Origin of the sequence: Psychrobacter sp. FME13 (assembly GCF_014861395.1) — a bacterium.
Taxonomy (GTDB): Bacteria; Pseudomonadota; Gammaproteobacteria; order Pseudomonadales; family Moraxellaceae; genus Psychrobacter.
Genome location: NZ_RRYV01000073.1, coordinates 1 through 14,740, shown reverse-complemented (window position 1 = coordinate 14,740; position 14,740 = coordinate 1). Strand labels below are relative to the sequence as shown.

Below are 14,740 nucleotides of genomic sequence, written 5' to 3'. Positions count from 1 at the left end.
CTTTTACATCAATTATGGCTACGTCTGATGCCAGCATACTTTTTAGAACACCACCGAAGCATTTAATAATGACCGTATCGACATTGGGTTTTCGCGGCCATTACCGAGCGCCATTGCTGATGACTTTATCAGCCACAATATTTATATCGACAAATTGGTGGCAATTGTGAACCAAAGCCATGCTTTAGCCGACCGACAAACCATTGATTTAGTGCAATTAAAAGACGAAAAGTTTGTTATTTTTAACCGCGATGAAGCGCTTGGTCTATTTGATGAAACCATCACACTATGTAAGCAAGCTGGGTTTTCACCCAATATCATCAGCCAACCCAAGCATATGCAGACATTGGTGACCGAAGTGGCAGCAGGACTGGGCGTGGCGATTGCACCCTATTGCGTACGCAAACTATATAGTGATGGCTGTCATTTTATAGCGTTAAACCATGTCAGTACACAGGTTCCTGTGCATATTCAACATAAGCAAAATAACAACAGCGCGACGGTTGCTGCTTTTGTGGCAGTAGCATTGAGTGCGACAGATGACATACAACAAAGCATGGCATGTTAAACACATAAAAACCCCGTTTATCTGGTTTACAGAAAAACGGGGTTGGTTCTACTCATAGATTAGGTCACATTATCAGTGAACACTAAGCTGTCTGAAACGTTCTTATTCGCATAAAGACCATCAACTCGCAGATACAGGCACTTTGCGAATCAGCCATAAGAAATAAGCGCCACCAATAATCGCTGCTACCGTACCCGCAGGCAGCTCATAAGGAAAGATAACATAACGCCCAATCCAATCTGCTATCACCATCACCCCTGCACCGAGCAAAGCGGCCAATGGCAATTGACGTTCAAGTTTGGTCGCTCCCAGTGATGTTGCCAGATGCGGCACCATCAAACCAATAAAGCTAAGCGGCCCTACTGCAAGCGTACTGGCCGTACTCAGTGCGGCAACCAGTACTAACAGTGCCAGCGTCACAGGTGTGACCGCAACGCCCAAGTTACGAGCCACGCCCGTACCCAAGCCAAGGATACGCAATGGTTTTATCACCAGCAGACTAAGTGCAAACAAAATAATAGCAATACCAATAAGATACCAGACAGTGCTAGGTTGCGCGCTATAAGTGGTACCCGATAGCCAGCTAAGCATCGCCTCTAACCGTGGATCACCAGACAGCTTCACCATGTGCATCACCCCATCCATCATGGCAGCAATACCAATACCGACCAATAATAGATAGCCTGAGCTAACCCGGCGCGCCAGCCACATAACCAGTAGCAGCACCAGCATCGCACCAGACAGCCCTGAGATTAGCAGCGTGCCTGATCCTGCAGACAACCCCAAGCTAGGCAGCAGTAAAAACCCTAAGATAACGCCAAGCGCTGCGCCCGAGCTGACACCCAGCACTTCTGGACTCGCCATCGGGTTACGCGTGAGCGTTTGCAGTAGCACACCAGCGACGGCTAACATTAGACCCGTTGCTGCCGCACTTAAACTGCGAGGCAGACGATACTGCTCAGTAATTGCCCAATCGGTACTAAGCCCCCATCCATTCATGTCCTGAACAAACAAGCAGGCCAATGCAATGAGTGCCACCACACCAACACCCCAGCGCCATATCCCGACAGATACAGGCTTACCAGTGACCATCGGTGTTACCGTTTCTATCTGCTCACGGCGCTGACGAAGAATCAACCAAATAATCAATGGCGCACCAAGGATACCTGTCATCGCCCCTGCGGGAATCTGCATATCAAGTATCGGTTCGAGCAATAACGCAACATTACTGGTCAGCCATAATAGCAAGGCCCCTAGGACAAAAGCAGCTGCCAAACGTTTATTAATAGCAGAGATACCTAGCGCATTGACTAAGCTTGCTGCACCCAAACCGATAAAGCCAATCAGCCCAACTTCACTCACGACTAACGCTGTCACCACTGCCACGATGAGTACCACTAGCGCACGAATGCCATTGATAGGCACACCCAAACGCTTGGCTTGTAAATCATCCAAGCTCATTAAAGTCAGTGGTTTTAATAATGGCAAACAAACCGCCGCCATCACAACGGCCGTTATCGCTAACATCGTACTGGTATGCCAGCTGTTCTGTGCCAAAAACCCAGCCGCCCATGACATCATACCATTGCTGCGCTCAGCGAAAAACAGCACCAACACATTGGCGACTGCGGCAAGTAGAATATTGACCACCAAGCCTGCAAGTATCAATATTAATGGATTAAAACGACTGGGCGCTGACAACGCAAACACCAAGCCCATACTGATAATCGCACCGACAAAGGCAACATAAATACCACCATAGACTGCCAAACTTGGCAAAAACAAGGTCACGAGCAGTATGGCCAGTTGCGCGCCCACACCGACCCCTAAAGTAGTATCTGATGCCAATGGGTTTTTGACCAATTGCTGTAGTAGAATACTGACGACGCCTAACAAACCACCTGCCAACAACGCGACGATACTGGTTGCCACCAAATGCAGCTGTGTCGCCATACTACCGATATCTAACTGCGAGCTCGGTATCAGCAAATCACCAATAGGCCGCGTCCACTCCTGAGCAATTAACGCCCAGCCACTCCATAGTGACAGCACCATGAGCATGATCAGCATTACCCATAGTCGCCATGACTTATTAGCAGTATTTATACTCATGATGCGGCCCCGCCTTTCAGTGTGACTGCTGATAGATTATTGGCCAAGCTGACCAATGATGACATACCACCATAGATCCATACTGGTGGCAGCTCACCCACACAGCGCTCATTGCCATAACTCAAACGTTGCCAAATCAAACTGTCATCAATCTCAGCCCGTGTAATTGGACTCAGTGGGTTTATAATCAACAAACAAGTCTCATCATCTAACTGCGCCAAGTCTCCCATACGTATCGATACGAATCCCCACTGGTTACCCTTACCTAACACGTCAAGCTCTTTACCCATGCCCTTGAGCGCTGGTTGAAACAAACTGTTTGCCACGTACATACGCATATTATTGGCATCAACAAACTGTACCACGGCGAATTTCTTGACGTTTGGATAGCGCTGTTGCAGACGCGCACTAGCAAGGCTTATGTCTTTTTTGCTTTTGGCAATATAATCTTCGGCCAGTTTTGGTTCATGAATTAGCTCTCCTAGCTTACGAGTGGGCTCAGTATAATCTGCCCAATTGGCAATCTCTCCTTTGGCGGCGAACATAATAGACTCTGCAGGCACATCACCATAGAGGTTGCGAGCGTGTTGATAAAACGAGTTATCGACGACCAAATCGACAGGCAGCTGTGCGACTAGCTCGGCATTTGGTTGATAACGAATACCCAAATCAATCGTGCCGGATGGCAGTGCTGGCTTTCCTACCCATCTATCCCATACTCGGACATCTCCAGTCGCAATTGGAGGATAGCCCATTGCGGTCAAAGTTGCTGCGTTACCCCAGTCTGGTGAGACAATATTAATGTTCGTGTGAGTCGCGTCGGCTGCCTGAGCGTCTGTTTGAGCACTTTGTTGAACATCTTTTTGCTCAGTCACTGGTTCCTGACACGCGCTTAGCATGGTGGTCAATACCAAGCCTAAGACAAGAGACAAATTCTTTAGTGGCAACGTTAAGGAGTCTGGCGATAGGCGTTTGGTTGAGGGATTGATAGCATTTTTAGAGATGTTTTTTTTATAAAGAGCAGAAAACATAGTGGCCTATCTTTTGGGCAAATAAGGTGGAGTAAGCAAGTCAGAAAAATAAGACGCGCCAAACATTAGGCGATGGCGACAGGCTGCCCTGTTATAGGATGGCTGAGTAATTGCATATCGACATTAAAGATATTGTGTAGTATGTCTGGTTGCATGGTGCTTTTGATATCACCGTTATGACAGATACAGCCTTTTTTGAGGGCGATTACTCGATCGGCATACTGCGCAGCCAGATTGATGTCATGCACGATAATCACCACGCTTAAGCCCTGCTCATCGACCAAACGGCGAATCAGCTGAATGACTTCTAGCTGATAGTGCATATCTAGCGCAGCCAGTGGTTCATCGAGTAACAGATATCTCGTGTCCTGTGCCAGACACATCGCCAGCCAAACTCGCGCACGCTCTCCGCCTGACAATGTGGCGGTAATACGATCAGCGAATGCCTCCACCTGTGTGGTACGCATCGCTTCTGCAACTTTATCTTTGTCTACCTGGGTGGGCTTTTGTAGCCATTTTTGATGTGGGTAACGTCCTAACATCACTAGCTCACGTACCGTAAATCCAGCTGCCTCAGGCAATTGCTGCGGTAAATACGCCATTTGTCGCGCCAGCTCTTTACTACTGTAATCACTGATACTGCGCTCATCCAAATTGATACTACCGCTATTGCTCGCCATCTCGCCTGCTAATGCCTTGATCAAGGTTGACTTGCCTGAACCATTGTGTCCAACCAATGCCACCAATTGATTACTATCAATCTCACAGCTCACATTGTTTAGTAGAGTATTTCCTTGACGACTGATGGTCAGTTGGTTTGCACGTAACATAGAGACACTCGTTGTTAATGTTGTTAATTTAAATCATGGTATGTGTATTAGATAACCAATAAAAACCGATTTTACTCGTAAACCGTAATAAAAACAATTATCATTAACACAAAATATAATTCTTCTACTTCCATTCACTGTTGTTCGTGAGTATATATATGACCGATTCTATTTCATCAACTGCTACCATAAAACATCAAACCCACAGAAACAGCTACACCTCATTGAGTATTCCAGAACTGCCAAGCACCATTGCTCATATAAATGAAGAGCATTTTGACGAGTTACTGAGTTTTTTAAAAGCGTTCACTTTTCTAACTACTGAAGAGATGGATAATGCTGACATACAGTTGACTGACATTTATGCTGAAGGCGTCGCCATCTCAGTTATCGCTAAACCCAATGACTTAGAGGTTTCATCAAACACTCAAAATCATGTTATTAAAGACCCTAAAGTTTACATTGACTTTGCAGCACCCATCTCACAGCTTAGCGAGCTACAGACGCAATATATTTTGCTCAAACAACGCGCAGATAAGAAACTCGGTAAAAAAAGTATCAAGCTGACTAAACAAAAATTTATCGTACAAAACAGCTATCCCGTTAGTAAAAATATGCTGCGTCTGACCTTAACAGCACCAGAGATCAATCCGTCTAACTTGATACCTGTTAGTGAAGCAGGCTATGCCTATTTATTTGATTTAGAACATAACGTCACAAATGACAACGATCGTCCCTCACGATCTCATTGCTATTACACACTGAGAAAAGCATGGCAAACCTCGGATGGCATGCAAGCATGGGTTGATGTGTATCTGCATGGAGATACTTCTGGCGGTAATTGGGCACGTTCATTGCAACCAGGTAATAGCGTGATTAGTAAGCGTGAGTTCCCCGAAAAGGTGGAGCATCTGCGTAATGGTCAAGCATTGCTGATTGCTGATGAAACATCGATACCAACCGTGGCACGACTGCTCGAGCTTTGGGACAATCCTTTACCACCTTTAATCCTCTGCATTACTCAAGATGAAGATGATCAGGCTTATTTTGATGACGTTAAAATAGGCAATGATATCACCTCTGATACCGAAAATAATGTAGGGAGTGCTTTTACGGTATTGCCTTTAGTGACCGGTCAAGTAAATTCGGGACGTGAATTAGCCACATTGATTGACAGTACATTAGAAAGTTACTTATCCACTCACCCCTTAAAAATTGATAAAGTTTGGGGCGCACTCGAAGCAGGTACCGCTAAAGCACTACGTGGGTTACTAAGGGAGAGGCTCACATTAGAACGTACTGACTCGATTATAAAAGTCTATTGGCGTAAAAGCTAAACCTGTATCATAGCGATTGATAATCAAAGCCTTATTCGATTTATATGACATTAAAGATACCAAAAGGAAGATAAAGTGTCACAAGCTCAGACCACCAACCCCAATAGCAATGAAATAACTGGCCTTAGCAAATCACAAAACTTATCGTTAAAAATATTAACCATTGTCGGCTATCTAGAAGGTACCTCTTTTTTATTATTGATGGGCATAGCCATGCCACTTAAATATATGATGGGTATTCCTGAAGCAGTAAAGTATATCGGTATGACGCACGGTATATTGTTTATCACTTATATTCTGATACTACTGATTACGGTCAGTAGAATAAAAATGCCGCTATGGGCCCTGCCTGCAGGTGTACTGGGTTCATTTCTACCGTTCGGCCCTTTTATATTCGACCATTTTCTCAAAAAAAGTATAAGTAAGAATTTAAATAAAGAGACTTAACACCATTGTTTTAGGGCCTGTTTTTATTTTAACGGCAACCTTTACAATGAGTACGTACCCTCAATACAAATAACTAAAAACCCCCGATAACGCTTATATAAAAGTTATCGGGGGTTTTTGTTTTTACGGTCATAGGTTTATTCGTTCTTCAGAAGCGTTATTCCTTGTAAAAAGTAAGGTAATTACCGTAAAATAGTGTTTCTTATGAATATTGTTAATTTTTCTTTTTTAATTGTATTAAAAGCATATTATCAATTACTTTTTTGCCATGCCAGTGAACTGAACACACTATGACTGTAAAGCAGCCCAATAACATGCACCGATATTTGTTGTCGCCTGCAATGATGTGGACAGCTATACTATTGGCGTGTCTTGCATGGCTGTTACATACCACTCCTTTATTAACACCATTATGGAGTGACAATGCCAGCTTGGGTCATGGTATTTGTATTGAGCTTGCACCTGTTGTATCTGCTGCTCATAATCACAGTATGCACTCGCAGCATCATTCAGATGCATCGATGCTGGCACCCTCAGAGACAGCAGCACAATCGGCGGCAGTGGTAAATTCAAAGACCATCACGACCTCCAAACACGATACTCATCAACACAGTAGCTGTGACATATGTACTTCCATGTCAGCAGTAATTACTCCGCTTATCATCGAATCACCTGAATTTCATCCCATAGAAATCACCACTATCGTAGCGATGATACCGCAGACGATAAATGCCTACTATGCAACTGACTTCTTACGACCCTTCTCCCGCGCTCCACCATCTTTTTTGATGACTTAAATCAGTCACGACATAACCAATCATTATCAATCATCCAATAATCTTGTTGGTTGGTTCAGCATTGATTGTCTGCAACCTTGACGCGCTACTGAATAACCAAAGCAAACCTTTGGCTATTATAGTCACCCCTTATAAAAGTATTACTGCGTTAACCTCGCTTGAAGTATTTAATATACATCTACGCTAGGTTGCCTTGCATCACTTTTAAATTGAATCGACTATAGCGTTAATGATGCGTTATTTTTTATGACTGATAATCGAAAATACAATCTCCTTTATCACGTGTTTTTCAAAGTTTTCAGGACAGCATACTATGCGACATTCATTAAAAAGTACCACACCTACGCTAAAGCTGAGCGTTTTAGCAGTGGCGTTGTTTCAAATCAGTAGCGCATACGCGCACGATGGCGAAGATCATTCTAATGATGATATACCAATGGCTTACCTGCCAGCTATTACCGTGGAGGCAAGCGCGTCAGGCGCCAATAGTCTCGGTACATCTGCGACGCTTAATCAAAATGATATCAACCACCAGCAAGTAGCGACTAGCGATACTGCAACCATATTAACCAAAATCCCTGGTATTAATGTGCAAAGTGCAGGTGGCATCTCAAACCTACCAGTGATTAGAGGACTGGCTGATAACCGTCTGCGTATCTTAGTAGATGGTGTCGACTCAATCGCCTCCTGTCCAAACAGCATGAACTCACCACTATCCTACATCTCACCGAGTGCAGTCGAAGAAACCACTGTCTACGCAGGCGTCACACCCGTGAGTGTTGGTGGTAATAGTATCGGTGGCACCATTGTCGTAGAGTCAGCAGAGCCAACGTTTTCAGAAGACAGTACCGTTGTGACCTCAGGTGAAGTGGGTGCATTCTATCGCAGCAACGGCAATGGCTACGGCGCCAACGTTGAAACCACCATCGCTAATGACGTACTAAGCCTGTCGTATAAAGGCAGCTATGCAAAATCAGACAACTACGATGCTGGTGGTGACTTTAAAACTTATACTGATGCAAGTGGCAGCGGTCAAAGTTTGGCGAAAGATGAAGTTGGCTCGACTGCTTTTGAAAGCCAGACTCAGTCTGTCGATGTGGCTTATCAAAATGGAGATCATCTGCTACAAGGTACCTACCTATGGCAACACGTGCCAGAAGAGCTGTACCCAAACCAGCGTATGGACATGCTAGACAACCAGCTCGACAGAGTGAACCTGCGCTATAAAGGTGAGTTAAACTGGGGACAGTTAGAAGCACAGGCTTACCACGAAGACGTCGAACACTATATGAACTTTGGTGAGGACAAACAGTTCTTATATGGCACCGCTGCTGGCATGCCAATGTATACCGACAGTGAAACCATCGGTGCTAACCTTAAGGGTATCGTTGATTTAATTGACCAAGGTACGGTGACCCTAGGCGCTGAGTATCAAGACTATACACTCGATGACTTATGGCCCGCCTCTGGTACTGGTATGATGGCGCCTAATGAGTTTCAAAATATCAATAATGGCGAACGCGAACGTATCGGTGTTTATGCTGAGTGGGAAAAACAAATAGCACCAAAGTGGAACACACAGCTAGGTGCTCGTTACGAAAACGTACGTACCAGTGCTGATGAGGTCAGTGGCTACAACTCAATGATGATGACCAACCAAGGCCGCGATAGCGCCATCTTTAATGCCAGTGACCGTAGCACCACTGATAATAATATCGATGCCACTGCCATTGCACGCTACGATATGAGCGACAACAGCTCTATCGAATTTGGTGCTTCACACAAAGAGCGCACTCCTAGCCTATACGAGCGATATACATGGTCGACATGGGGCATGGCCTCTATCATGAATAACACTGTGGGTGATGGTAATGGCTATTTCGGTGATCCTGATCTAAAACCTGAAAAATCTAATACGCTATCCATGACATTTGACTGGCGCAGTGCTGATGATAACTGGGGTATCAAAGCGACACCTTATTACTCGCACATCGATGATTACGTTGATGCCGTACAGTGGGATTCAGCAAACAATACCGCTGCAACCACTCAAACCAGCGACCAATATAACGTGATGCGTTATACCAACCAAGATGCCAGAATATACGGTATCGACATCACAGCTGACCGCGACTTAACCTCTAATGCTTGGGGTGATTGGGGACTGGCTGGATCACTGAGCTACACCAACGGCAAAAATAAAGATACAGGTTCTCATCTTTACAATATCATGCCACTCAATGCCAGCATTGCGCTCAATCATGAAAACAATGACTGGAAAAACCAAGTTGAAGTGGTTGCTGTAGCCGCTAAAAACAAAGTATCAACGCCGCGTAATGAGGTTAAAACAGCAGGTTACGGTTTATTGAACCTGAGCACTGGCTATCAATGGGATGCGGTTAGCGTTGAGGCAGGTATTGATAATGTGTTGGACAAAAACTACGCATTGCCACTGGGCGGGTCTTATATGGGTCAAGGCAGAACCATGGGCATCAATAACGAGCTAACTACCGGATCCAACTGGGGCACTGCCGTACCTGGCGCAGGTCGTTCGTTTTATATGGGCATCAACTATAAGTTTTAGTTGATCAGTTTGAGCTGATACGAGCACAACCTTAATTGTAAAAAGCCGGACAAGATTAACTCGTCCGGCTTTTTTATGGATTTTTTCAAACGAACGAATCGCTAAAGATAGTCCAGCCATAGCAAAGCGTGTCATCAATTAGAATACACCTTCATCGATTTGACGCTGCTTGGCAAAATTTAGCCGCGTTTAGCCCAGTTAGAAGTCTGTCGTTTTATCTGAGAAGGTTCCCTAGCAAATTTGTACCTTTAATAGTCTTAAAAAAGACATACCAGTCTGGCGGTATCTGTTAAAGTAAAATAAGTATCATTTGATATTTTCGTCATAAAAAAGAGTTTTTCAACCAACCCGAAACTGGACAAAAATAAAAGCGTCTTTGCTCAGTAGGAGATTAAAATAATGACCTATAAAAATGTAACCGTTGCAGGAAGTGGCGTTCTAGGCTATCAGATTGCTTTTCAGACCGCATTTCATGGATTTAACGTCACCGTTTATGATATTAACGATGAGGTCTTAGAAAAAGCCAAAGCAAAGTTTGAACTCATATGTGCTGCATTCAAAAGAGATATGAAGGCCAGTCAAAAGCAATTAGACAAAACATTTGCAAACCTCAGCTATTCATCCGATTTAAAAGACGCAGTTAAAGATGCGGATTTAATGATTGAGGCCGTGCCTGAAAACCCAAAAATTAAAATCAGCTTCTATGAAGAATTGGCAAAAGTGGCACCAGAAAAAACTGTTTTTGTCACCAACTCATCTACCCTATTACCAAGCCAGTTTGCTGACTCAACTGGACGACCTGCTAAATTTTTAGCCCTGCATTTTGCCAATAATATTTGGGTACATAATACTGCTGAAATAATGGGACACCCTGATACTGACCCTAAAGTCTTTGATGACGTTGTGGCGTTTGCTAAGGCGATTGGTATGTTGGCATTACCACTCAACAAAGAACAACCCGGTTATATTATCAATTCATTATTGGTACCGTTACTGGGTGCTGGTCTAGATCTACTAGCCAAAGAAGTGGCTGATCCTTACACCATTGATAAAACATGGATGAAAGCCACAGGCGCTCCAGTTGGTCCATTCGGTATACTTGATACCGTAGGCATCAACACTGCATACAATATTAATAAGATGTCTGCAGAAAAGACCCAAGATCCACTAGCCCTCAAAACAGTCGCTTATTTAAAAGAGCATTTTATTGATCAAAATAAACTTGGCGTTTCTACAGGTGAAGGTTTTTATACTTATCCAAACCCTGCCTTTACCCATCCTGATTTTTTAAAGTGATACTATAGGCGATCCACTATACGATAAATACAGTGATGGAACACAGCGATACAAATTACATTTTGCGTAGCCTCTGTCTACATAGACACAGTAGGCAGGCAAAAATGTATCTCTTTATTCTGTGATCGACTCTCTTTTATTTAGGACTGACTATAATTAGCGAGATTGATGAATAGCCGCTAACAGCCAAATTGGACTTTTAGCCGCTATTTCTATAAAAAATATAGTTTTTGACTGTTTTTATAAATCAAACGCCCTTAAATTTAATAATTCATATTGAGTTACTGACCAATTTGTTTTATGATTTTTGACGGCTAAATTTATCCTCTTCTAAGGAAATAAAATGTTTGAACGTATCGACCATTATGCAGGCGATCCAATTCTAGGCTTGATGGAAAAGTTTTTAGCAGATAATAATCCAAACAAAGTCAATCTAGGCATTGGTATTTATTATGATGAAAATGGCGTACTACCCGTCCTTGAATGTGTAAAAACTGCCGAGCAGCGCATTGCAGATCCAGTCTCTCCTCGTCCATACTTGCCGATGGCAGGTTTACCTGGACACCGTAAAGGCTGTCAGGAACTGCTCTTTGGTAAAGACGCACAAGTTTTAAAAGATGGTTTGGTTGCTACTATTGCAACCATCGGCGGTTCTGGCGCGCTCAAAGTAGGTGCCGAGTTTATCAATCAATGGTTCCCACAAGCCAAATGCTATGTGAGCGATCCAACATGGGGCAACCATATTGCCATCTTTGAAGGCTCTGATGTCACAGTCGGTAAATATCCATACTATGATAAAGAAAACAGCAGCATCAAATTCGATGAGATGATTCAGTTTTTTGAAACCTTGAATAAAGATGATGTAGTGCTCTTACATCCTTGCTGCCATAACCCAACAGGTTTGGATTTGACTCGCGAGCAATGGGACACAGTACTAAACGTCGTTCAAGCGCGTGAACTGATCCCATTTATGGATATTGCTTATCAAGGCTTTGGCGAAGATATGGACAGCGATGCTTACGCGATTCGCAAAGCAGTCGATATGGGCTTACCACTGTTTGTCAGCAACTCATTCTCTAAAAACTTATCGCTATACGGCGAGCGTGTTGGTGGACTGTCTATCGTTTGCCCGACTGTCGACGAAACCGATCGTGTATTTGGTCAAATGAGTGCAATGGTGCGTCGTATCTACTCAAGCCCACCGTCACACGGCGGCCATGTCGTCGACATCGTCATGAATGATGAAGCGTTACATGAGCAATGGGTTGGCGAAGTTTACGCGATGCGTGATCGTATCAAGGCTATGCGCTTAAAACTAAAATCAGTATTAGAAGCCAAAATACCAAACCGTAACTTTGACTATATTACCCGTCAGAACGGTATGTTTAGTTTCACTGGTTTGACGCCTGAGCAGGTCGAACGCTTGCAAACTGAATTTGGTATTTATATGATCTCCAATTCACGTATGTGTGTAGCTGGACTGAACACCAGTAATATCGACTATGTAGCCAACGCCATGGCAGACGTCTTAAAAAACTAGGCAAGCCATATACCAAACCGTATGACTCGTTAAGTACGGCTTGTTAAATACGATTTGGTAGGCATGACGATCAATAAAAAGGCTGAGCAACTGCTCAGCCTTTTTTTATGCCTCGATTATTTGAGGTTTATTCTGTCTGCCCATACTTAACACTGCCTTTAATACCTTAATCAACATTTAAGTTGTTAATTTATAACAAACAACTATTGGCTATTTTTGTTAAAGGTATTAATATATGTAAAAAATAGAATTAATTAAAATTCATTAATTATATATTTACATGTTGTTTTATAAATCAATATAGGTAAAAAGTGATGAGCCATACATCTTTATCAAATAATACAGACATTCTGCCATCCGATGCCGCTAACGATGTCTATCCATTGGCCTTATCAGCGAGATCTGATACTGAAGCCGCTAGAAAGATTGCACCAACAGTCATCGAAAAGCTTTCGGATCTGTCGCTCTTTAGAATGGGACTGCCAAAGTCATTTGGAGGCTGGGAAGGCAATCCTGTAGAGACGCTCAAGGTCTATGAAACATTGGCTAGCGCTGAAGCTTCTGTCGCTTGGATTACATGGAACAATCATTTAGCTTGTACCTTTGGTAGATTTTTAGACGAAACCAGTATGAAAGAGATATACCACAACCCTGCTCATGTCTACGCCAATTCAGCACGTCCTGAAGGCGTGGCTCATACAGTAGAGAATGGCTACATGGTCTCTGGTCAATGGACCTTGGTATCGGGGTGTGAGTTAGCAGACTGGTTTGTACTACGCTGTTTGGTCGTCTCAGAAGGCTCTCCGACTACCCTAGGTCCAGGAGCAAATCTGAAGCTGTTTTTTATTCCAAAAGAAAAGGTAGAAATCGTTGATACATGGCATGTCGGCGGATTAAATGGCACTGGTAGTCACGATATAGTCGTCAAAGATGCTTTTGTAAAAGAAGCATACGCTGTTGGTTTTGATAGCCCTGTTGCCATTGATAATGCATATAGTCGTCTGCCTATTGGCTGTATCAATGCAGCGGGCTGTGCCGCGATGGCACTAGGTGTGTTAAAAGCGGCAACCGATGACTTAATCGATATATGTCTTGAGCGAGTGACGCCAAATAAGAGCCCAGATTTACGTGATCGTGGTACAGTGTAAGCTGCCATCGCAAAGAGTAAAACGCTATTGGCATCTAGACGTTTGCAGTTACATAGTAGCGTTGAAACATTATGGGCAGAATCGCAAAAACAGAACACATTTACTGATGAACAGCTGGCTGATGTGTGGGCCGCGGCCTGTGAAGCAGCAAACGATGCTAGATCCATGCTGTCTGAGGTTTATGCCGTCGCTGGCACTGCCTCACTTTATAAAAAACATCGAATAGAGAGAGCGCATAGAGACATTCATGCCATTTTACAACATGGCATTATTCAACCTCATTGGTTAAACCAAGCGGGCATGGCGTATGTTGGACTGACGCCAAATGGCGCAATGTTTAGAGTATAACTCAAACGCTTTACCATGGTTGACCTGTGCTTAGCGCCTACTTGCTAAAATATTAGTGCGTGTCTTCATGTCAAAAATGCTGATAAAAATGAGATAAATTGCCGTCAAACAAGGAAAAGAGCGCAGATAATATCGAGATATTAACCAGCTATTTGACGATGTTTGGCAAGATTCAGCCATGTTTAGCCCATTGAGATGACTATCGAGTGAATTGAAGACACGCCCCTAATGTCCGTTAAATGTATCAAACACAAAAAAGCAAGACATCGAATGTCTTGCTTTTTTGATCGTGAGCGACTTTAGAGTTTGTTTATCACGCTCATGTCTGCTTAACTATTTATTTTTTAACGTTTTTTATTAGCTATCTTTTTTGGTGGTGTGTCAGAAAGTATGCTGAGGAGATAAAAGGAGGGTGACAGCCAAAGCAAGATGATATATTTGAGGTTATGAAGACACAAATAGATATCAGCTGCCCCGACTGTCACAGTCACAGTTTAAAGAAAAACGGCATAAAAAGCTATGGCAAGCAGAACTACCAATGCAAGGACTGCAAACGTCAATTCATTGGTGACCATGCCTTAACTTATAAGGGCTGTCACTCTAAAATAGAAGACATCATACGGCTAATGACGGTGAGAGGTTGCGGTGTTAGAGACATAGCTATTATAGCCTCAGTCAGTATCGGTAAAGTATTGGGCACCA

General features: G+C 43.5%; 12 protein-coding genes and 1 pseudogene. 10 read left to right on the top strand and 3 right to left on the bottom strand.

Translation table 11 applies throughout. The features are described 5' to 3' along the window. Nucleotides 1-67 precede the first annotated feature (67 nt). A pseudogene (locus tag EI164_RS09770) lies at nucleotides 68-568 on the top strand (LysR family substrate-binding domain-containing protein); the annotation flags it as partial. A gap of 120 nt (nucleotides 569-688) precedes the next feature. Here EI164_RS09770 and fhuB read toward each other — a convergent pair. From fhuB to EI164_RS09755, 3 genes are all read right to left on the bottom strand, one after another. After that, on the bottom strand, nucleotides 689-2,680 hold the full coding sequence (gene fhuB, locus EI164_RS09765; protein WP_192519776.1) for a Fe(3+)-hydroxamate ABC transporter permease FhuB: 1,992 nt from the start codon (nucleotides 2,678-2,680) through the stop codon (nucleotides 689-691). Continuing rightward, a complete protein-coding gene (locus tag EI164_RS09760) occupies nucleotides 2,677-3,711 on the bottom strand; it encodes an ABC transporter substrate-binding protein (protein ID WP_225739213.1) in 1,035 nt (344 codons plus the stop codon). Before EI164_RS09760 ends, fhuB begins: the two co-directional genes overlap by 4 nt. Before the next feature lie 65 nt (nucleotides 3,712-3,776). Further along, the gene (locus tag EI164_RS09755) at nucleotides 3,777-4,541 is read right to left on the bottom strand and encodes an ABC transporter ATP-binding protein (protein WP_192519775.1); all 765 of its coding nucleotides are present in this window, start codon (nucleotides 4,539-4,541) and stop codon (nucleotides 3,777-3,779) included. Between the two features lie 158 nt (nucleotides 4,542-4,699). On the opposite strand from EI164_RS09755, the gene EI164_RS09750 reads away from it, so the two are divergent. The 9 genes from EI164_RS09750 to EI164_RS09710 all read left to right on the top strand — a co-directional run. Next, a complete protein-coding gene (locus EI164_RS09750) occupies nucleotides 4,700-5,878 on the top strand; it encodes a siderophore-interacting protein (RefSeq protein ID WP_192519774.1) in 1,179 nt (392 codons plus the stop codon). 75 nt (nucleotides 5,879-5,953) lie between these two features. Continuing rightward, complete coding sequence (locus tag EI164_RS09745) at nucleotides 5,954-6,325, top strand: DUF3817 domain-containing protein (protein ID WP_413038455.1); 372 nt, start codon at nucleotides 5,954-5,956, stop codon at nucleotides 6,323-6,325. 290 nt (nucleotides 6,326-6,615) lie between these two features. Then, nucleotides 6,616-7,122, top strand: coding sequence for a hypothetical protein (locus EI164_RS09740; protein WP_192519773.1), 507 nt, complete (start codon nucleotides 6,616-6,618; stop codon nucleotides 7,120-7,122). Nucleotides 7,123-7,435: 313 nt separating this feature from the next. After that, nucleotides 7,436-9,706, top strand: coding sequence for a TonB-dependent receptor (locus EI164_RS09735; RefSeq protein WP_192519772.1), 2,271 nt, complete (start codon nucleotides 7,436-7,438; stop codon nucleotides 9,704-9,706). Between the two features lie 399 nt (nucleotides 9,707-10,105). Further along, nucleotides 10,106-11,002, top strand: a complete 897-nt coding sequence (locus EI164_RS09730) for a 3-hydroxyacyl-CoA dehydrogenase (protein WP_192519771.1) — start codon at nucleotides 10,106-10,108, stop codon at nucleotides 11,000-11,002. Nucleotides 11,003-11,345: 343 nt separating this feature from the next. Next, entirely contained in the window at nucleotides 11,346-12,542 is a 1,197-nt protein-coding gene (locus EI164_RS09725; protein WP_192519770.1) for an aromatic amino acid transaminase, read from the top strand. A 314-nt stretch (nucleotides 12,543-12,856) separates the two neighbouring features. After that, nucleotides 12,857-13,690 (top strand): acyl-CoA dehydrogenase family protein, encoded by an 834-nt coding sequence (locus EI164_RS09720; RefSeq protein ID WP_192519769.1) that lies wholly within the window; start codon nucleotides 12,857-12,859, stop codon nucleotides 13,688-13,690. Between the two features lie 6 nt (nucleotides 13,691-13,696). Next, a complete protein-coding gene (locus tag EI164_RS09715; RefSeq protein WP_318779536.1) occupies nucleotides 13,697-14,038 on the top strand; it encodes a hypothetical protein in 342 nt (113 codons plus the stop codon). Nucleotides 14,039-14,484: 446 nt separating this feature from the next. Further along, nucleotides 14,485-14,740: IS1 family transposase (locus EI164_RS09710; protein ID WP_192519767.1), on the top strand; the 256-nt coding region annotated here is incomplete at its 3' end.